At 61.7% G+C, this 18286-nt stretch carries 21 protein-coding genes and 1 riboswitch; of the genes, 3 read left to right on the top strand and 18 right to left on the bottom strand.

Annotation, left to right across the window (positions count from 1 at the left end; genetic code table 11):
- Positions 1–25 precede the first annotated feature (25 nt).
- The 18 genes from R2E40_RS07880 to moaA form a co-directional block, all read right to left on the bottom strand.
- On the bottom strand, positions 26–844 hold the full coding sequence (locus R2E40_RS07880; RefSeq protein ID WP_235331491.1) for a hypothetical protein: 819 nt from the start codon (positions 842–844) through the stop codon (positions 26–28).
- Positions 837–1880 (bottom strand): plasmid segregation protein ParM domain-containing protein, encoded by a 1044-nt coding sequence (parM, locus tag R2E40_RS07875; protein ID WP_235354726.1) that lies wholly within the window; start codon positions 1878–1880, stop codon positions 837–839. Before parM ends, R2E40_RS07880 begins: the two co-directional genes overlap by 8 nt.
- Before the next feature lie 103 nt (positions 1881–1983).
- Positions 1984–2760, bottom strand: coding sequence for an alpha/beta fold hydrolase (locus R2E40_RS07870; RefSeq protein ID WP_042067728.1), 777 nt, complete (start codon positions 2758–2760; stop codon positions 1984–1986).
- 64 nt (positions 2761–2824) lie between these two features.
- On the bottom strand, positions 2825–3901 hold the full coding sequence (gene modC / locus R2E40_RS07865) for a molybdenum ABC transporter ATP-binding protein (protein ID WP_318165159.1): 1077 nt from the start codon (positions 3899–3901) through the stop codon (positions 2825–2827).
- Entirely contained in the window at positions 3898–4578 is a 681-nt protein-coding gene (gene modB, locus R2E40_RS07860) for a molybdate ABC transporter permease subunit (protein ID WP_011705491.1), read from the bottom strand. The genes modC and modB overlap by 4 nt, the downstream gene beginning before the upstream one ends.
- A gap of 104 nt (positions 4579–4682) precedes the next feature.
- Positions 4683–5411: a molybdate ABC transporter substrate-binding protein gene (gene modA, locus R2E40_RS07855; RefSeq protein WP_042067725.1), complete on the bottom strand. Its 729-nt coding sequence runs from the start codon at positions 5409–5411 to the stop codon at positions 4683–4685.
- 103 nt (positions 5412–5514) lie between these two features.
- Entirely contained in the window at positions 5515–5988 is a 474-nt protein-coding gene (gene moaE / locus R2E40_RS07850) for a molybdopterin synthase catalytic subunit MoaE (RefSeq protein ID WP_259231236.1), read from the bottom strand.
- A gap of 2 nt (positions 5989–5990) precedes the next feature.
- Positions 5991–6236, bottom strand: a complete 246-nt coding sequence (moaD, locus tag R2E40_RS07845) for a molybdopterin synthase sulfur carrier subunit (RefSeq protein ID WP_016350256.1) — start codon at positions 6234–6236, stop codon at positions 5991–5993.
- Positions 6233–6757 (bottom strand): cyclic pyranopterin monophosphate synthase MoaC, encoded by a 525-nt coding sequence (moaC, locus tag R2E40_RS07840; protein WP_042067722.1) that lies wholly within the window; start codon positions 6755–6757, stop codon positions 6233–6235. The genes moaD and moaC overlap by 4 nt, the downstream gene beginning before the upstream one ends.
- Before the next feature lie 9 nt (positions 6758–6766).
- Entirely contained in the window at positions 6767–7273 is a 507-nt protein-coding gene (moaB, locus tag R2E40_RS07835) for a molybdenum cofactor biosynthesis protein B (protein ID WP_011705486.1), read from the bottom strand.
- A 262-nt stretch (positions 7274–7535) separates the two neighbouring features.
- Positions 7536–8126, bottom strand: coding sequence for a cytochrome c3 family protein (locus R2E40_RS07830; RefSeq protein WP_011705485.1), 591 nt, complete (start codon positions 8124–8126; stop codon positions 7536–7538).
- Between the two features lie 11 nt (positions 8127–8137).
- Positions 8138–8593 (bottom strand): nitrate reductase cytochrome c-type subunit, encoded by a 456-nt coding sequence (locus R2E40_RS07825; protein ID WP_005299342.1) that lies wholly within the window; start codon positions 8591–8593, stop codon positions 8138–8140.
- Entirely contained in the window at positions 8593–9468 is an 876-nt protein-coding gene (gene napH, locus R2E40_RS07820) for a quinol dehydrogenase ferredoxin subunit NapH (protein ID WP_318165158.1), read from the bottom strand. Before napH ends, R2E40_RS07825 begins: the two co-directional genes overlap by 1 nt.
- Positions 9465–10199: a ferredoxin-type protein NapG gene (gene napG, locus R2E40_RS07815; protein ID WP_318165157.1), complete on the bottom strand. Its 735-nt coding sequence runs from the start codon at positions 10197–10199 to the stop codon at positions 9465–9467. The genes napH and napG overlap by 4 nt, the downstream gene beginning before the upstream one ends.
- A 16-nt stretch (positions 10200–10215) precedes the next feature.
- Positions 10216–12705, bottom strand: a complete 2490-nt coding sequence (gene napA, locus R2E40_RS07810) for a nitrate reductase catalytic subunit NapA (RefSeq protein WP_016350252.1) — start codon at positions 12703–12705, stop codon at positions 10216–10218.
- A gap of 148 nt (positions 12706–12853) precedes the next feature.
- Positions 12854–13117 (bottom strand): chaperone NapD, encoded by a 264-nt coding sequence (locus R2E40_RS07805; RefSeq protein ID WP_318165156.1) that lies wholly within the window; start codon positions 13115–13117, stop codon positions 12854–12856.
- Between the two features lie 29 nt (positions 13118–13146).
- Positions 13147–13656, bottom strand: a complete 510-nt coding sequence (napF, locus tag R2E40_RS07800; protein ID WP_042067718.1) for a ferredoxin-type protein NapF — start codon at positions 13654–13656, stop codon at positions 13147–13149.
- Positions 13657–13905: 249 nt separating this feature from the next.
- A complete protein-coding gene (gene moaA / locus R2E40_RS07795) occupies positions 13906–14901 on the bottom strand; it encodes a GTP 3',8-cyclase MoaA (RefSeq protein ID WP_318165155.1) in 996 nt (331 codons plus the stop codon).
- Positions 14889–15028: riboswitch (molybdenum cofactor riboswitch) on the bottom strand. (Overlaps the previous gene by 13 nt.)
- A 79-nt stretch (positions 15029–15107) precedes the next feature.
- On the opposite strand from moaA, the gene narQ reads away from it, so the two are divergent.
- From narQ to R2E40_RS07780, 3 genes are all read left to right on the top strand, one after another.
- Positions 15108–16820, top strand: a complete 1713-nt coding sequence (gene narQ, locus R2E40_RS07790; RefSeq protein WP_016350249.1) for a nitrate/nitrite two-component system sensor histidine kinase NarQ — start codon at positions 15108–15110, stop codon at positions 16818–16820.
- On the top strand, positions 16820–17458 hold the full coding sequence (gene narL, locus R2E40_RS07785) for a two-component system response regulator NarL (protein ID WP_011705476.1): 639 nt from the start codon (positions 16820–16822) through the stop codon (positions 17456–17458). Before narQ ends, narL begins: the two co-directional genes overlap by 1 nt.
- Positions 17459–17562: 104 nt before the next feature.
- A complete protein-coding gene (locus tag R2E40_RS07780) occupies positions 17563–18138 on the top strand; it encodes an LON peptidase substrate-binding domain-containing protein (protein ID WP_011705475.1) in 576 nt (191 codons plus the stop codon).
- Positions 18139–18286 lie beyond the last annotated feature (148 nt).

Raw genomic sequence — 18286 nt, 5'->3', positions numbered from 1 at the left:
CTCTGGCGATGGTCAGTAGGAAGCCTTAGAAGATCCCTTTGGCCTTGACCTTTTTCATGTTGGCCACCTGGTTGGAGAGATCTTCCACCAGCGGCTCGGTGTCCCCCGCGGCCGTCATTTGGCGACCAGGGGCACTGGCCAGACGCTGGATCAGCCGATGCTGCTCACGAATAAGCCGCGACTGCTCTTCCAGTTGACGAGAAAGCTGTTGAATGCTGCTCTGCAGCGGCGCCAGGTCCTGCTCGCCGGCAGCAGATGGCAGCTTGCCCGCGATCGCCTCGGCCAGCTGTTCATGGTCAAGAGGAGCCGGCATTCCCTGCCGCAACTCATCCCACAGCTCGGTTGGTTGCTGCTCCCCAAGTCGGCTGACGATCTCTTCCACCAGACTGTCCGAAGAGGGCACGGCGGCTTGCTGACCCAGACGCTGAACGATTTCATCCACCAGTCCGCCGGTATCACCCTGACCAAGCCGGGGGGACAATCTGGCCACTATCTGCTCGATCATGAGATCGGCAGCAGGCTGCGCCGACGCACTCCCCTCTCCCAGGTTGAAGCCACAACTGGCGAAGGCATGACGCAAGGTGGTCATGCTTACCTGCTCGGGACCCAGCGCATTGGCAATGGCCTTGCAGAGGTTGGGCGCCAGCACATACATGAACATGCCGGAGAGATAGATATCCTTGTGGAAACGACTCTTGGAGAAGTCGAACTCCTCACTGCCATCCTGGATCTTGCGGGCCCGTTGGTACCAGTTCTGCAATACCCCGACCGCGTAACGATCAGACTCCAGCGCACCCGGATCCATATAGATGGAGAAGGTCATGCGCTTGAGTTGACTACTCATCACCGACCTCGGCCATCACGGCTGCTTCGCGGTACACTTCCTCTTCTTCGGTGGTGTAGAGGCAGATCTCGCGAGCCAGGGCTGACTGGGCATCGTCCAGCAGTTCGACCCTGTCACCCAGAGTCGGGTAGGCGTTCTTGATTGCTTCGTGGATAAGCGACGCCCCGCCCCCAACCAAGTAAACACGGTTCGGGTTCTTGGCAAACTTCTTGGCTTCATGCGCTACCTGGGAGCCCAGTTCATCAATCTTGTTCTGCATCTTCTCGAGGATCTTGGGGATCTGGCTCTCGTCGTTCACCACATCGCGCACGAAGCTCATGTCGTGGCGGCGCTTGATGAACTCGTTGGCCACCAGATAACTGGAATCGCTGTCCGCCGCCGCCAGTGCCTTGCGCACGGCATCGGTCACCATGGACACACCAATCTCGTTGTTGCCATAGACATCGGAGACATCGTCAAACTCGCCGACGATGATCCCCATATCGAGGGTGGTACCGCCACAATCGATCACTAGCGTCTTGGTGAACTCGTTGCAGCCCGAACCGATCAGACGGGAGAGCGCCGCAGGCAGGCTCTCCGGCATCACTTCCACACTGACGATGTTGAACAGCTCACCCTTGTTGAGGGAGATGGCCCGCATCAGGTTGCGACGCTTCTTCTCGATCTTCTCTTCGTTGCGCTGACAATCGTCCGGGTTGTAGAACTCGGTGATGGGCAGGGTCACGGTGATGGCCACATCACAGGGGGTCACGCCGGTCTGCAGCAGGGCGTGATGCACGGAGAGCAGGTTCAGATCGTCGTACTGATACTCCACGTGGGTGGTCGCCAGCGACTTGTCGGAAGTGGCGTCATAGGTGTACTTGGTGTTGCCTATCTCGTAGTTGTAGATCTTCTTGTCCTTGCGCAAGGCGGCGCTCTTCCAGTCCTTGCGAAAGGAGTTGGGAGAGATGATGGTCTTGAGCACCTTGTTCTCAATCCAGCTCACCTTGACGTTGGTTGAACCATCATCGATGGCCATTTTCATTACTTCAGACATGAGGAAATACCTGTTGATAGAGCAAAATGGGTCCGATTGCCTTGCCTTTTTGCGTGGCAAGGCGATCGGACCAATACATACACGGGATAAAAGGGCGACCAGTTTAATGAGTTTCTAAAATCCGGTGAAGCAAATGATTAAAGCCGGAGGGATCTTCCGCCGGCCAGGCGTGGTGGCCGTTGGGGGTGTGGATGGTGGCGTTGGGCAGGGAGGCGAACTGCTCCACCCGCTTGGCCAGCGGCAGATAGTCGTGACTGGTGGAGATGATGGCCACCGGCTGCCAGATGTTGCCGAGCCGGGCGCGCACCGACCAGCCGGGTAGCGCCTCCAGCAACGCCTTGTAGATTTTCTTCTTGTTGCGCACGAAACGCAGCCGGAAGGTGTGGCGCACCTGGGCAAGGTCGGGGCCGGGAAAGAGCTCGCGGCCGAGCCACCAGGCGAGCGGCCGCAGGCCGAACCAGCGCAGCCACTTGAGCCGCTGGGCAAAGCGCTCCTGCTCCTTTGGCGTCTCCAGCAGAAATTCGCTGAAGCCGTTGACCAGCACCAACCCCTGCACCTTGTGCGGCAGTTGCAGCGCCAGCTCCAGCGCCACCATAGCCCCGAGCGACAAGCCCACCACCCAGGCGGGCTCAGGCTGTTCATCGAGCCAGTTCACCACGTCCGCCGCCAGGGTCGCCACGTCGAACGGCCCCTCCTGCATGCTCTGGCCGTGACCGCGCAGATCCAGCGCCACCACCCGGTAGTGCTCGGAAAAGCGTTCGATCTGCGCCTGCCAGTCGAGGCTGGAGGAGCCCAGCCCGTGCAGCAGCAACAACAAGGGGCCCTCCCCCGCGCTGCGCAGGGCAAGACCGTTGGATTTCATCACCTGATTGCGGCGCATCAGTTCATTGCCTCTCGACTCATCCGCTGAACCATCCTGATTTTCTGCCTCTTCTGCAATCCGCTCAACCCTCGCTGACCAGGCTCACCGCCTTGATGTAGGCGTAGATCTGCTGGTTCGGGGCGAGCGCCAGCCGTCTGGCGGAGCGGCTGGTGATCCGGGCCAGCAGTATCTGCTGACCCAGTGCCAACTGCAACAGAGTCTGACCGGGGCGCACTTCGCGTTCGGCCAGCAATCGGGTAGTGAGACAGTTGGAGAGGCTGGAGTGTTCGATGGGGGCGGTGGCAATCACCACGTCCCGCCCGGCCACCTTGATCTGCAGGGGGCCGCCATCATCCGGCACCTGGGTCATGGTGACCCGCAACTGCTGCTCGCCGAGCTGCAGGGTCGCCATCTGCTCGTCGTCATCGTAGTGAGAGAGGGTCGCCGCCAGCATCACCCCGGCGTCATCGCGACTGGCGAGCGACAGATCGGTGCGGGCGAAGATCTCGCTCGGCCGGCCTTGCGCCTCCACCCGGCCATCCGCCAGCAGCACCAGCTGATCGCACAGCAGGCTCACCTCCTCCATGGCGTGGCTGACGAAGATCATCGGGATGCAGCTCTCCTGCTGCAAGCCCTTGAGCACGTGGGCCTGATGGATGCGGCTGCGCCTGTCCAACGCAGAAAAAGGTTCATCCAGCAGCAGCAGATCAGGCTCGGCCAACAGGGCCCGGGCCAGAGCTACCCGCTGGCGCTGGCCACCGGAGAGGCCGTGGGCTGGCTGGGGCAGCAGTTCGGCAAAGCCGAGCCGCTTTGCCAGCGCCTCGGGTTGCCAGCGCCCTCGCCCCTTGCGAGCCGCCAGTTGCAGGTTGCCGAGCACGCTCAGATGGGGGAAGAGGCGCGAATCCTGAAACACCAGGCCGGTGCGGCGCGCCTCGGGCAGCAGATCGCTCAGTGCCCGGCCCTGCCAGTTCAACGTGTCGCCCGGCGCCCTGTCCAGCCCGGCGATGATACGCAGCAGGCTGCTCTTGCCGCAGCCGGAGGGGCCGAACAGACCGAGGATCCCCCCAAGCTCCAACGCCAGTTCACAATCGAGGGTAAAGGCGCCAAACGCCCGCCTCGCCTTGAGTTGCAGCGGTTTCGTCTTGCCGGTGTCGTTCATCCGAACAGCCTCCGTTGCCGGCGCTGCAGCACCCCGTACACCAGCACCAGCATCACCAGCGAGAAGCCCATCAGGCCGCCCGCCAGCAGGTGGGCGTTTTGATAGTCCATCGTCTCCACGTGATCAAACAGGGCGATGGAGAGCACCTGGGTTTCGCCCGGGATGTTGCCGCCAATCATCAGCACCACCCCGAACTCCCCCAGGGTGTGGGCAAAACCGAGCGCCGCCGCCATCACGAAGCTGGGCAGCGTCATCGGCAAGATGATGTGAAAGAAGCGCTCCAGCGGCCCGAGCCCCAGGGTCGCGGCGGCCTCCAGCTCCTTGTTGCCCATGTTGACGAAGGCGGAGGTGAGCGGCTGCACCACGAAGGGAAGCGAGTAGAGGATGGAAGCGAGCAGCAGGCCGGTAAAACTGAACGCCAGCGGCGCCCCGAAGGTGTCGCGCCACCAGGCGCCCAGCCCATAGGAGGGGGAGAAGGCGAGCAGCAGATAGAAGCCGAGCACCGTTGGCGGCAGCACCAGCGGCAGGGCTACCAGGGCCTCCACCACGGGTCTGAGCCTGTGCTGGCTGCGCGACAGCCACCAGGCCAGCGGCGGCGAGAGCAGCAGCAGGATGGCGGTGGTGCTGGCTGCCAGTCTCAGGGTGAGCCAGACCGCCAGCAGATCCCCTTCACTCATCGCCTTCCTCCCGGATAGATGCGGACAACCATGGAGAGTGTGCCTTCATCACACAAGCGGGCCGACCCGAAGGCCAGCCCGCCGTTAGCAGATCTGCCATGCCATCACTTCGGCAGCGCATAACCCGCAGCCTTGATCTGTGCCTGACCCGGCCCCTTGAGCCAGGCCACCAGTGCCTCGACCGCCGCCCCTTTCTTCAATACCAGCCCCTGCTGTTCGATGGGCGGATAGAAGTTGGCCGGCACGGCCCAGGCTTCACCGGTCTTGCCCGCTTCCACCAGGTTGGCCCAGGCGACGAAGCCCAGCTCGGCGTTGCCGGTGTCGACGAACTGCCAGGTCTGGCCGATGTTGGTGCCGGTCAGCAGGCGGTACTGCTTGGGATCGATCTTGAGATGGTCGAGGGTTGCCATGGCGGCGGTGCCGTAGGGAGCGGTTTTCGGGTTGGCAATGGCGAGGTTGCCCTTCCAGCTGCGCAGGGTTGCCTCGTCAGGAGCCGGCCCGCCCTTCTGCCACAGACCCAGCTGGCCGATGGCGTAGGTGAAACGCTCGCTGCCCTTGCCCTCCTGTTCCAGCTTCTGCGGGGTTTTCACATCGGCGGAGAGGAAGAGATCGAACGGGGCGCCGTGGCTGATCTGGGTGTAGAGCACCCCGGTCGCGGCGGAGGAGATGGCCAGGGTGTGGCCGGTCTTGGCGGTGAACTCCTTGCCGATGCGCTCTATGGTGCCCTTGAAGTTGGCGGCCACGGCCACCTTGACCTCGTCGGCCTGCACGGCACCTGCCTGCAGCGCACTGGCGCAGACCCCGGCGATAACAACGGATAACAGCGGTTTCATTCCTTTACCTCCTGACTGGGGCCGCTTTTATTTATCCCCAGCCAAGGGGGCGGCCCCGAAAACAGGGGCCGCGGCTCCCGATGAGCCAACCCCCTTGAACAGGTCAAGCTTGCCAGCGGGCAGCGGCAGTGTTGTCGCTCTCCTTGGCCTCGACCCAGCGTTGTACCCCTTCGGCGGTCAGCTCTTTTTTCCAGAACGGCGCCCGGGTTTTCAAGAAATCCATGATGAAATGGCAGGCCCCGAAGGCCGCCTCGCGGTGGGCACTGCTCACCACCACCAGCACGATCTGATCGCCGAGCAGCAGCTCGCCGATGCGATGGATCAGGGTGCACTCCTGCAGCGGCCAGCGGCTGCGGGCCTCGGCCACTATGTCCGTCAGCGCCTTCTCGGTCATGCCGGGGTAGTGCTCGAGGGCCAGCCCCTTCACCTGCTCCCCCTGATTGAAGTCGCGCACCTTGCCGACAAAGCTGACCACGGCGCCGGTATCCTGCCGGGCGGCGAGGCGGGCATATTCGTCGGCCAGCGAGAAGTCATCCCGCTGCACCAGAATGCGATCGGTCATGGTTGCCTCGCTCATCCTTAACCTCCGGTCACCGGCGGGAAGAAGGCGACCTCATCGCCATCATGGAGAGGCGTATCCAGCGGCACCAGGGTCTGGTTGACCGCCACCAGCAGCTTGCCCGCCTCCAGCGCCAGCGCCCACTTGTCGCCGCGCTCGCTCAAGGCGCTTCGCAGTTGCTCGGCAGTCGCGTAGTCGCACGGCAGGCTCAGCTCGTCGCAGGCCACCAGCTCTCTTACTTGCGCAAAAAAGAGTACCTTGATCATGCTTGCTCTCCGTCAGTCACTCCCAGCTTAAAATGGCCGGACTTGCCGCCCTTTTTCTCCACCAGCCGCACCTGTTCGATCACCATGTCCTTTTGCACCGCCTTGCACATGTCGTAGATGGTCAGCGCCGCCACCGAGGCGGCGGTCAGTGCCTCCATCTCGACCCCGGTCTTGCCGGTCAGCTTGCAGAGGGTGCGAATGTGGACCCTATTTTGCTCCGCCTGGGGTTCTATCTCTACCTCCACCCGGGTAAGGGCCAGCGGATGGCAAAGGGGAATGAGATCCGAGGTCTTCTTGGCCGCCATGATGCCGGCGATGCGGGCGGTGGCGAACACGTCCCCCTTGTGGTGCTGACCGCTCAGGATCAGGGCCAGGGTCGCGGGGGCCATGGTGACAAACGCCTCGGCGCGAGCCTCACGCTCGGTCACCTGCTTGTCGGTCACATCCACCATGTGGGCTTCGCCGCTCTGGTTGAGATGGGTCAGGCCGGACTGAGGCTGTTTGGATTCGGTCGGGTTCATCAAAGGCCCTCAAAGATGGGAGACAAAGTTGCACGGCTTGGTACGGGCATCGAGCTGGTCCTGGACAAGCTTCTCCCAGCCCAGCTGGCAGGCGCCGGGGGAGCCCGGCAGACAGCAGATCAGGGTGCGATTGGCGAGCCCCGCCAGCGCGCGGCTCTGCATGGCGGAGCCCTTGATTTCGGCAAAGGAGAGCTGGCGGAACAGTTCGCCAAAGCCCTGCACTGTGCGCTCGAACAGCACGCCGACCGCCTCGGGCACCCGGTTCTGTTCGTTGAAGCCGGTGCCGCCGTTGATGAGCACCACCTGCACCCCTTCATCGGCGATCCAGTCGCTCACCTGAGCGCGAATACGAAACAGGTTGTCGGGGCAGAGCGCCCGGTCGGCCAGCACGTGGCCGGCATCGGTCAGGGCAGAAACCAGATAGTCGCCCGCACTGTCATCGGCGGCGGTACGGCTGTCGGAGACCGTCAGCACGGCGATCTTGAGGGGAATGAATGCGTTGTTTTTCTGTCCCATGGGCAGCTCCTGATGGCAAAGGACCGTGAGCAAAGAGAAGAAAAGTGGCCAGGATCCCGGCTGGCAGCGCTCGATTGCGAGGAGAGGCTCGTGTCCGTCAGGACCAAACCTTGACCAGTTGGTCACGCGCTGCGACTCACGGCGGGCCGATTCTACCAAAACTCGCGCCAGAGGGGGGATTAAAAGGGCGCACGGCGGCGCTTTTGCCCTGGCCGGGCGGAATATGAGCAGGCCGGGCGAACCCGGCCTGCATCAGGTGGGCTTAGAAGCCCTTCACGCCCGTCATGTCGGGCAGCTGGTGAGCGATACCCTTGTGACAGTCGATACAGGTACTCTCGCCGCTGGCCAGACTGGTGGAGTGCATCTGGGCACCCCGCTTGCCTTGCAGGGAGAAGTCCATGTATTCGAAGTTATGGCAGTTGCGACACTCCCTCGAATCCGTGTCCTTCATCCGCTTCCACTCCCGCTCGGCCATCTCGCGCCGGTGCGACTCGAACTTCTCGCGGGTATCCACCTTGCCGGTCAGCATGCCCCACAGCTCCTTGGACGCCTGCACCTTGCGAATGATCTTGTAGGTCCATTCATGCGGCACGTGGCAGTCCGGGCAGCTGGCGCGCACGCCGGAACGGTTGGCGTAGTGGATGGTGTCGCGGTACTCCACGAACACGTTGTCCTTCATCTCGTGGCAACCGGTACAGAACTTCTCGGTGTTGGAGGCTTCCATGGCGGTGTTGAAACCACCCCAGAAGATGACCCCGCCGAAGAATCCCATCAACAGCAGCACCCAGAGGGCGGCCTTCGAGGGAGACTTGAAGGTGGTCCACAGACGCTGCACAAAACCGGGTAATTTCATCTATGGGCTCCTCAGTTCAGCGCTTCAACTGGTTTAAACGTGTTTTCCACCAGCGGCTTGGCATCCGCTTGCGGCACGTGGCACTGCAGGCAGAAGTAGCGACGGGGCGAGACCTCGCCCAGGGTCATGCCGTCACGGGTCTCGAAGTGGGTCGGGCTGATCTTGGGGGCCTTCATGGCGCTGGCGTTCTTGAAGCTGTGACAGGCCAGGCACTTGTTGACCTTGTTGTCCACTTCATAGTTGCGGGTGTCGTGGGGGATCAGCGGGGGCTGATGCATGTACTGGCGATCGTAGAGGTCACCATCCTTGCGAAAGTTCTTCATGGGGGCCGCATCGGCATCCGTTACCAGATCCGTGCTCCCCCGCTCCGATTTGATGCCCCCCGTGCTGTTGGTGATCTCGGGGACTGCCGCCATCAAGGAACCTGCCATCAGACAGGCCAGCATTGCTCCAATCAGCTTCTTCATTATGTGTTCTCCGACGTTTTCTCTGCCTTGACGGCAAAACCTACAGTGATTTCAAAAACTTGCTCCGCGCAGACATCGATGCAACGGCCGCAGTTGGTACACTCCTGAGCCACAATCAAGGGCCCGTGACCACGCTTGGCACCGTGAACGGGGCCGCGCAGGATGGGACGTTCCGGGCAGACCGCATAACAATCCATGCAGTTGCTGCACCGCTCGCGCCCCTTGGCAGAAATCTTGATGAACCCGACCCGGTTGACCAGGGCATAGAAGGCCCCCACCGGACAGAGGTGACCGCACCAGCCCCGCTCCACCACGAAGAGGTCGAACAGGAACAGCACCGCCAGCAAGGCCCAGCCTGCCCCCATGCCAAACAGCAGGCCGCGCAGGGTGAGCGACACCGGATTGACCAGCTCCCACACCAGTACACCAGCGATGGCCGGTACTACCAGCACCATGGCCAGCAGCCAGTAGCGGGTGGTGCGACTGAACTGACCGTTGCCCTTGAGGCCTAGACGACCCCTGAGCCAGGCCGCGGCATCGGTGACCAGGTTGACCGGACAGACCCAGGAGCAGAACACCCGTCCCCCGACCAGCCAGTAACCCAGCAGCACGATGACGGCCCCCAACCAGAGGGTGGGGATGGGCCAATGGCCCGCCGCCAACGACTGCAGCAGGGTCAGCGGATCCGTGAGCGGCACCGTCTCCAGCAGCAGCGAGCTGGAGAGGTTGCCCTTGAGGATCCAGATGCCCGCCAGCGGCCCCAGCAGGAACAGCGTGAGCACACCGAACTGGCAGAGCCGGCGCAGCAGCAGGAAGCGGTGTGACCGCCACCAGCCCAGCCTGGCCGTGGCCTCGGCTCCCGGATAACGACTCATAGCCCCTCCGGTTTGCGGGTCGGCAGAGTGAGCCTGTCGCCGATGAGCGATTTGCCCGCCTTCGCCTTCTCTTCCCAGCCGAGCCGGTAGTGGTGGCCAATCTCCCCCTTGGCGAGCTGGCGAGGCACCACCTTGATGGCCGCCTCCTCCAGCACGCAGGCATGCTCGCACTTGCCACAACCGGTGCAGACATCGCTGTGCACCGTGGGCAGGAACATGGCGTGCTTGCCGGTGCGCTGGTTGTGTTGCAGCTCCAGGGTGATTGCCTTGTCGATCAGTGGACAGACCCGGTAGCAGACGTCGCAGCGCAGCCCCAGGTAGTTGAGGCAGGTCTCGTGATCGATGAGCACTGCCACTCCCATCCGCGCCTGATCGATGTCGGTCATGGTCTGATCCAGCGCCCCGCTCGGGCAGGCCACCACGCAGGGGATGTCTTCACACATCTCGCACGGGACGGCGCGCGCCTTGAAGTAGGGGGTGCCGGTGGTCACGGGTTCAAACAGCCGGGCGAGCTTGAGGGTGTCGTAGGGGCAGGCCTCGACGCAGAGCCCGCAGCGCACGCAGGCACCGAGGAACTGTGCCTCGTCGAGGGCAGCCGGCGGGCGCAGCGCCTGGGTAGGCACGGCCTGCACCTGCTGACGCGCCATGCCGCCGAGCCCCACGCCAAGCAGGCCCACACCGCAGGCCCCCTTGGCCATGTCGGCCAGAAACTGGCGCCGACTACGACTCATCTCGCGCTCCCCCGCCTTATGCCTTGACGACCTTGACGGCGCACTTCTTGTAATCCGTCTCTTTGGAGAGCGGATCGGTGGCGTCCAGGGTCAGCTTGTTGACCAGCTGGCTCGCGTCGAAGAAGGGCATAAACACCAGTCCCTTGGGCGGACGGTTACGGCCGCGGGTCTCGACCCGGGTCTTCACCTCGCCCCGGCGGGAGGAGACGATCACCTCTTCACCACGGCGCACGCCACGGGCCTTGGCATCTTCCGGGTGCATGAACAGCACCGCATCCGGGAAGGCGCGATAGAGCTCGGGGACCCGGCGGGTCATGGTGCCGGTGTGCCAGTGCTCCAGCACGCGACCGGTGGAGAGCCACATGTCGTACTCTTTGTCCGGAGCTTCGGCGGCCGGCTCATAGGGCAGCGCGAAGATCACCGCCTTGCCGTCGGGCTTGCCGTAGAAACGCACCCCTTCGCCCGCTTTCACATAAGGGTCGAACCCTTCGCGATAGCGCCACAGGGTCTCCTTGCCGTCCACCACCGGCCAGCGCAGGCCGCGGGCTTCGTGATACTGATCGAACGGCGCCAGATCGTGGCCATGGCCGCGACCGAAGGTGGCGTACTCTTCGAACAGCCCCTTCTGGACGTAGAAACCAAAGTGCTCGGCCTCGTCGTTCAGGGCCCCCTTGCTCTGCTCTTTCGGGAACTGGTTGACCTGGCCGTTGGCATAGAGCACGTCGAACAGGGTCTTGCCCTTCACTTCCGGCATCTTGGCGATGAGTTCCGCCGGCCATACCTCTTCCACCTTGAAGCGCTTGGAGAACTCCATCAGCTGCCACAGGTCGGACTTGGCTCCTTCCGGCGGCTTGACCTGCTGGTGCCAGAACTGGGTACGGCGCTCGGCGTTGCCGTAGGCCCCCTCTTTCTCCACCCACATGGCGGTCGGCAGGATGAGGTCGGCCGCCTGGGCGGTCACGGTCGGATAAGGGTCGGACACCACGATGAAGTTGGCCGGGTTGCGATAACCGGGCAGCCCCTCTTCGTTCATGTTCGGGCCGGCTTGCATGTTGTTGTTGCACATCACCCAGTAGGCGTTGAGCTTGCCGTCCTTGAGCATGCGGTTTTGCAGCACGGCGTGGTAGCCCACCTGCTCCGGGATGGTGCCTTCCGGCAGCTTCCAGATCTTCTCGGCGATGGCACGGTGCTTGGGTTCGGTCACCACCATGTCGGCCGGCAGGCGGTGGGCGAAGGTACCCACTTCACGGGCAGTGCCGCAGGCGGAGGGCTGACCAGTCAGGGAGAACGGACCCGAGCCCGGGGTGGAGATCTTGCCGGTCAGTAGGTGGATGTTGTAGCAGAGGTTGTTGGCCCAGACACCGCGGGTATGCTGGTTGAACCCCATGGTCCAGTAGGAGACCACCTTCTTGCTCGGATCAGCATAGAGCTGGGCCAGCTTCTCGAGCTTGTCCTTCGGCACGCCGGAGAGCTTGGAGACGGACTCCAGATCGTAATCCGCCACGAACTTGGCGAAGTCGTCGAAGCTCATCGGGGTGGAGTCACCGCTGTCCGGATTCTTGGCCTTCTGCTGCAGCGGGTTGGTGGGACGCAGGCCGTAGCCGATGTCGGTCACCCCTTTGCGGAACTGGGTGTGCTTGTTGACGAACTCCCAGTTCACCTTGTCGTTCTGAATGATGTAGTTGGCGATGTAGTTGAGGATCGCCAAGTCGGTCTGCGGGGTGAACACCATGCCGTTGTCCGCCAGCTCGAAGCTGCGATGCTCGAAAGTGGAGAGCACGTGCACCTGCACATCCTGGTGGGACAGACGACGATCGGAGATACGCGACCAGAGGATCGGGTGCATCTCGGCCATGTTGGAGCCCCACAGTACGAAGGCGTCGGCCTGCTCGATGTCGTCGTAGCAGCCCATGGGTTCATCCATGCCGAAGGTACGCATGAAGCCCACCACCGCGGAAGCCATGCAGTGACGGGCATTGGGATCCAGGTTGTTGGTACGCAGACCCGCCTTCATCAGCTTGGCGGCGGCATAGCCTTCCCACACGGTCCACTGGCCGGAGCCGAACATGCCGACGGCGGTCGGGCCCTTCTCTTTCAGGGTGGCCTTGAACTTCTCGGCCATGATGTCGAAGGCCTGATCCCAGCTGATGGGAGCGAAGTTGCCGTTCTTGTCGAACTTGCCGTCCGTCATGCGCAGCATGGGCTGGGTCAAGCGATCCTGGCCATACATGATCTTGGACAGGAAGTAACCCTTGATGCAGTTAAGACCGCGGTTGACCGGTGCATCGGGATCGCCCTGGGTCGCCACGACGCGCCCATCCTGGGAACCTACCAGCACGGAACAGCCGGTACCGCAGAAACGGCACGGCGCCTTGTCCCAGGTGATGGCGGTCTTGTCGGTACTGGTGATCAGATTGGCCGCCAGCGTAGGGGCACTGACACCAGCAACGGCAGCGGCTGCCGCCACCGCGTTGGCCTTCATAAAGTCGCGTCGACTCAGCTTCATGGCATATCCTCACATTGCTTATCGCGTAAGTTGTCGAGTGTATCGAACTGGTTTTGGCTCAGGGCGGCGAACTCGTACCCCGGCATCGCTTTATCTTTGCATCCATGGCGGCCATTACGATGAGTCACGCAGGCTCGGCCTCATGGCGCTACTCCTTGCACTGGGCCTCGAGCTCATCAAACTGGTGGTAAATCAGGGCGGCGGACAATACGCCCGGCATCGCATTGATGGCGTCGATGGCCGCCATGATGGGACGCTGGCTCGGACCTTCCAGGGTCACCACCAGCTTGCCCTCATCACTGACGGCATGGATCTCGGCTCCCTCGAGGGTCGCGATCTCGTCTGCGAGCTGGTGACGCAAGAAGGGCTGGGTCAGCACCACCAGGCTCGATACATGGAACTCTTGTTTCATTGTGACTCCTGCTTCACACAGATCCTGCTTCATCTGGACTCCTCGCCAGCGGGTGCCCCCACCCGGATGCTGCCCACCGGACAATCCATCACGCAGGCACCGCAACCGGTACAGGCTGCCGCATCGATGCTGGGGGTCGGCACCCGGCCCAGCACGGGGGAGAAACGGATCGCCCGGGGTTCGCAGCTGTCCTGGCAGCGCTGGCAGAATACCTGGCCATGGGCCAGACAGTTGGCTTCAATATGGGCGATGTATTGCCAGGGTGCCTCCGTGGTCGGGCGAAATATCGGCACTTTGCAAGCGGCGACACATTCCCCACAGAAAGTGCACTCGCCGCGCAGAAAATCCACGCTCGGAAAACCACCATCACCCTTGACCAGGATCTGCTCCGGGCAAGCCGTGAGGCAGTCACCGCAGCGAGTGCAGTCGGCGGCAAAATCAGACCAGGTGACGGACCAAGGCAGTTGCACCCGAGGCTCATTCGATGTCAGACGACCCCGAAACAGACTGCGACGCGACAGGTTGACCCCATCCGGCATAACGGCTCCTTGCTGCTGGTAATGGCGCACGAGTGAGTCCCATGACAGGTATTTTCAATACCTATTATAAGAGTGGGTGTATATTGCGGCCCTGACAAGTTCAGGGATATACCACCAGGGAGATAATCAGGGGGGATTCTTGCGCTGGATCAAACCCTTGGCGCAATAAAGTACAATGGGGGCAAGGCAAAATACCCCCATTTGAGGATTGCTTATTAATCGATGGCTATTTTTATCGGCTGCCGTGGATCAGCCGCCGATGGAGGCCAGATGCGGGGTCATGCCGGCATTGCCTTCGTGCAGTCGATGGGTCGCCGCTTTGCCGACAAGAGCGCTGCGGATCCGCTGCTGCAATTCATCCTGTTGACCGTCGGCCGTCAACAGATCCCGCAGCTCCACCCCGTGGTCGCCGAACAGACAGAGGTGCAGCTTGCCGAGGGAAGAGACCCGCAGCCGGTTGCAACCGGCACAGAAATCCTTGCTGTAGGGCATGATGAGTCCAACCCCGCCCATCGACTCCGGATGCATGAACACCTGGGCGGGGCCATCGTCGGCACCGCGCAGCTGCTGCAGCCAACCGGCATCGAGCAGACGCTGCTTGATGAGCGCCCCGCTGGCGTGATGATCGCGAAACAGGGTATCCATCTCGCCGGTCTGCATCAGCTCGATGAAGCGCAGCTCGATGGGCTTGTGCCGGATCCAGGCCAGAAACGCATCCAGCTGATGATCGTTGAGCCCCTTGAGCAGCACGGCATTGATCTTGACCGACTTGAAGCCGGCGACCAGCGCCGCTTCGATGCCATCCATCACCTCCGCCAGCTTGTTCTCACCGGTGATCTGGTGAAACTGGCGTGGATCCAGGCTGTCGACACTGACGTTGAGGGCGGTCAGGCCCGCATCGAACCACTCCTGGGCCCGCTCTTTCAAACGATAACCATTGGTGGTCATGGCCACCTTCTCGATGCCGGGGGTATTGGCCACCGTCTCTATGATGGCGGTGAAGTCCCGACGCAGGGAGGGCTCCCCGCCGGTCAGGCGCACCTTGCGGGTGCCCATGGCGGCAAATCCGGACACGACGCGGCGGATCTCTTCCAGAGAGAGGAAGGGCTGACGCCCCGCCTTGTCACCGGCCGGTGGGCGGTAGCCATCGGGCAGGCAGTAGGTACAACGAAAATTGCACACGTCGGTGATCGACAGGCGCAAATAGTAGAAACGACGGGAAAAACCATCTTGCAGTGGCGACATAAACACCTTTCCAAATACGGGAGGCCAGGGCATTTCTTTCCTGACCCTTACAGCTCGAACATCGGCTGACGGCGGTTTCCCCCTATCATGAGGACTTAGGCAAAACCGCTCGGAGTTCATCTAGTTTTTCGATGCTAGCACAAGTTGGAGTACACTCCCATGCTACTTTGTGGGGTTATTGTCTGAAGTGAAGGAAGAGAGCCGGCATGGGAAAGTGGTTCAAGGTACATTCGGTCAGCAGTGCCATCGGGCGCTCCATGGTGCTCATCCTGTTCATGGCAAGCCTGATCGCCGTGGTGGCCATGGTGACCCTGTTCTATTCGGTGCCTGACGCCAAGGCGATCAATCTCTCCGGCTCCCTGCGGATGCAGGCCTACCGGATGGCCTACGAGATTGAACAGGGCCAGCAGGTGCTGAGCCGGCTCGATCAGTTCGAGCAGACCCTGCACGCCGCCGAGCTGCAGGAGACCCAGCGCTGGATCACTCCCGCCTCCCTGCGCCGCACCTATGGCGAGGTGCTGCAGCAGTGGCAGGTGATGCGCGAACACATCGAAAACGCCACCCCGCGGCGCTACACCGACAACACCGAGCAGTTCGTCGCGGCCATCGACGACTTCGTCAACCAGATGCAGTACCACGTGGAGTTCAAGGTGCGCATGCTGGCGCTGGCCGAGGGGCTGGGGCTACTTTCCATCATCACCATCGCCTGGTTCACGGTGCGTTTTACCCGCCAGCAGGTGGTGGCTCCGCTCAACCAGCTGGTCTATTGCGCCCGCCAGATCCAGCGCCAGGAGTTCGACCTGACCCTGCCCCCCCACTGCGAAAACGAGCTGGGGGAGCTGTCGGGGGCTTTCGTCACCATGGCCGACGAGCTCGGCAAACTCTACCGGGAGCTGGAGAGCAAGGTCGAAGAGAAGACCGCCAAGCTGCAGCAGGCCAACGACACCCTCTCCTTCCTCTACAGCACCGCCCAGAAGCTGCATGCGGCGCCGCTGAGCCGGCGTACCCTGCTCAAGCTGCTGGAGCGGGCGGCGGCCCACCAGCACATCGACTACATCCGGCTGACCCGCTTCGAGCACAATGCCATGCCGGACTACATCACCGGCCGCAAGGGCTGGCCCGGCGATCTGGATGCCGTGGTCAGCTTCTATCTGCAGATGGACGAGCAGGAGTATGGCCGGCTCGACGTCATCAGCAGCCACCCCATCGACGAGCGGCTGATGAAAAACTTCTCCATGCTGCTGGCCCAGGTGCTGCACAAGGATCAGACCCTGTTGCAACACCAGCGCCTGCTGCTGATGGAAGAGCGGGCCGTCATCGCCCGCGAGCTGCACGACTCGCTGGCCCAGGCCCTCTCCTATCTCAAAATCCAGTCCACCCTGCTCAAGCGCTCCTTCGCCAAGGGGGATACGGTCAAAGCCGAAGCCGCCATGCAGCAGATCGACGAGGGGCTTGGCAGCGCCTATACCCAGTTACGCGAGCTGCTCGGCACCTTCCGTCTCAGCATTGGCGACGCCAACCTCGGTGAAGCCATCAAGGTGATGCTGGAGCAGCTCAAGCCGCAGACCCAGGCCGACATCAGGCTCCATTACGGTCTGGCCGATACCGATCTCGAAGCCGGTCAGCATATCCACATCTTGCAGCTGATCCGTGAGGCAGTGCTCAATGCCATCAAACATGCCAGTGCGCAAGTGATTGATGTTAGCTGTGAGACCCTCGCCGATGGTAACATCCAGGTTCAGATTTCAGATGATGGTGTCGGAATAGGGATCGCAAGCTCGGCGGTCAACCACTATGGCCTGAGCATCATGAACGAGCGTGCCAGCAAGCTGCATGGTCTGCTGACCATCAGCGAAAGGCCGCCCAGAGGCACCTGCGTACATCTGACCTTTCCCACCAGCCTAACAAGAGATGCCTGATGGACGAGATGAAATATAGTGTTCTGGTCGTGGATGACCATCCCCTCATGCGCAAAGGGATTGTGCAGCTGCTGGCCCTGGAGGAGAACATCGAAGTCGTCGGTGAAGCTTCCAACGGTACCGATGCCGTCGCCATGGCCAAGGAGTCCGAACCGGATCTGATCCTGCTCGACCTCAACATGAAAGGCCTCTCCGGTCTGGACACCCTCAAGGCGCTGCGCACCGAGGAAGTGACCTCCCGGGTGGTGATCCTGACCGTTTCCGACGCCCGTCAGGACGTGGTGGCGCTGCTCAAGGCCGGCGCCGACGGCTACCTGCTCAAGGATACCGAGCCAGAGATGCTGCTGGCCCAGCTGGCGGACGTGATGACCGGCAAGCAGATCCTGAGCGAGCCGCTGCGCCCCTACCTCGAGAACATCTATGAGCTGGATCACCTGCAGCAGAAGCTGGAGAGCTTAACGCGTCGCGAAATGCAAATCCTGCGCGAAATTGCAAAGGGCCTCTCCAACAAACAGGTCGCCTCCGTGCTCCATATTTCCGAAGGCACGGTCAAGGTACACGTCAAGAGCCTGCTCAAGAAGCTTGAGGCGCAAAGCCGCGTGGAAGCTGCTGTCATGTACCTGGAGCAGCGCAACTAAACGCCCTCCCAGCCAGCAAAAAGCCACCTTCCGGTGGCTTTTTTCATTCTCTGGCACAGTCGCTGCATTGTCCTATTCAGCAACTACTCAATGGAGGATGGAACATGAAACTTCAACCCTTGGCACTGTTCCCCTTGCCTTCCCACATACTGCCTGGTGGCAAGCTTCCTCTGCGTTTGTTTGAACCGCGCCACCTGCAGATGCTCAAAGAGTCATTCATCGATGACCAGGGCTTCGGCATCGTGATGGAAGAGGCGACGACGACTGGCAAGTCCGGGCGGATCCTGCCGGTCGGCACCCGGGTCAAAGTCACCGACTTTTACACCCTGAATGACGGCCTGCTCGGCGTCACCGTACTCGGCATGGAACGTTTCTGCATCCACGAGATGGAAACGGACGAGCTGGGTCTGCGCCGGGCCAGAGTGGAAGCGCTGCCCAACTGGCCGAGCACCCATTCAGACTTCAGCGACAAGCCGCTGGTGACCCGGCTGCGGGAAGTGTTTGAACAGTATCCGGAACTGGATGAACTTTACCCGGACAAGCAGTTTGACGATGCGGCCTGGCTCTGCCAACGCTGGCTCGAAATCCTGCCGATGCCGATCTATGAAAAACAGATGTTGATTGCCAAACAAAATAGCGAAGCGGCCCGTCAATTCTTGCGCCGACTGATCGCACAGTGAGTCAGAAGTGTATTGCAAAATGCGAATATTCCGATAATGAAAACAAGGTTTTCGCATTTTGCAAATAAAGCGCCCAATAAAAATCAATAACCGCGCTGCAAGCCGCATAAACTGGTTCTGAAAAGTTGGCACGACTTTTTCATATAGA

It is taken from the genome of Aeromonas sp. CD (assembly GCF_033349375.1).
In the GTDB taxonomy this organism is placed as follows: domain Bacteria; phylum Pseudomonadota; class Gammaproteobacteria; order Enterobacterales; family Aeromonadaceae; genus Aeromonas; species Aeromonas hydrophila.
The sequence above is the reverse complement of the archived record's forward strand: the minus strand, read 5'-3'. Positions and strand labels throughout refer to the sequence as shown.

Bases quoted from the DNA above. Each gene is read 5' to 3' on its own strand.
- R2E40_RS07880 (WP_235331491.1), bottom strand. From the start codon at position 844: ATGAGTAGTCAACTCAAGCGCATGACCTTCTCCATCTATATGGATCCG.
- parM (WP_235354726.1), bottom strand. From the start codon at position 1,880: ATGTCTGAAGTAATGAAAATGGCCATCGATGATGGTTCAACCAACGTC.
- R2E40_RS07870 (WP_042067728.1), bottom strand. From the start codon at position 2,760: ATGCGCCGCAATCAGGTGATGAAATCCAACGGTCTTGCCCTGCGCAGC.
- modC (WP_318165159.1), bottom strand. From the start codon at position 3,901: ATGAACGACACCGGCAAGACGAAACCGCTGCAACTCAAGGCGAGGCGG.
- modB (WP_011705491.1), bottom strand. From the start codon at position 4,578: ATGAGTGAAGGGGATCTGCTGGCGGTCTGGCTCACCCTGAGACTGGCA.
- modA (WP_042067725.1), bottom strand. From the start codon at position 5,411: ATGAAACCGCTGTTATCCGTTGTTATCGCCGGGGTCTGCGCCAGTGCG.
- moaE (WP_259231236.1), bottom strand. From the start codon at position 5,988: ATGAGCGAGGCAACCATGACCGATCGCATTCTGGTGCAGCGGGATGAC.
- moaD (WP_016350256.1), bottom strand. From the start codon at position 6,236: ATGATCAAGGTACTCTTTTTTGCGCAAGTAAGAGAGCTGGTGGCCTGC.
- moaC (WP_042067722.1), bottom strand. From the start codon at position 6,757: ATGAACCCGACCGAATCCAAACAGCCTCAGTCCGGCCTGACCCATCTC.
- moaB (WP_011705486.1), bottom strand. From the start codon at position 7,273: ATGGGACAGAAAAACAACGCATTCATTCCCCTCAAGATCGCCGTGCTG.
- R2E40_RS07830 (WP_011705485.1), bottom strand. From the start codon at position 8,126: ATGAAATTACCCGGTTTTGTGCAGCGTCTGTGGACCACCTTCAAGTCT.
- R2E40_RS07825 (WP_005299342.1), bottom strand. From the start codon at position 8,593: ATGAAGAAGCTGATTGGAGCAATGCTGGCCTGTCTGATGGCAGGTTCC.
- napH (WP_318165158.1), bottom strand. From the start codon at position 9,468: ATGAGTCGTTATCCGGGAGCCGAGGCCACGGCCAGGCTGGGCTGGTGG.
- napG (WP_318165157.1), bottom strand. From the start codon at position 10,199: ATGAGTCGTAGTCGGCGCCAGTTTCTGGCCGACATGGCCAAGGGGGCC.
- napA (WP_016350252.1), bottom strand. From the start codon at position 12,705: ATGAAGCTGAGTCGACGCGACTTTATGAAGGCCAACGCGGTGGCGGCA.
- R2E40_RS07805 (WP_318165156.1), bottom strand. From the start codon at position 13,117: ATGAAACAAGAGTTCCATGTATCGAGCCTGGTGGTGCTGACCCAGCCC.
- napF (WP_042067718.1), bottom strand. From the start codon at position 13,656: ATGCCGGATGGGGTCAACCTGTCGCGTCGCAGTCTGTTTCGGGGTCGT.
- moaA (WP_318165155.1), bottom strand. From the start codon at position 14,901: ATGTCGCCACTGCAAGATGGTTTTTCCCGTCGTTTCTACTATTTGCGC.
- narQ (WP_016350249.1), top strand. From the start codon at position 15,108: ATGGGAAAGTGGTTCAAGGTACATTCGGTCAGCAGTGCCATCGGGCGC.
- narL (WP_011705476.1), top strand. From the start codon at position 16,820: ATGGACGAGATGAAATATAGTGTTCTGGTCGTGGATGACCATCCCCTC.
- R2E40_RS07780 (WP_011705475.1), top strand. From the start codon at position 17,563: ATGAAACTTCAACCCTTGGCACTGTTCCCCTTGCCTTCCCACATACTG.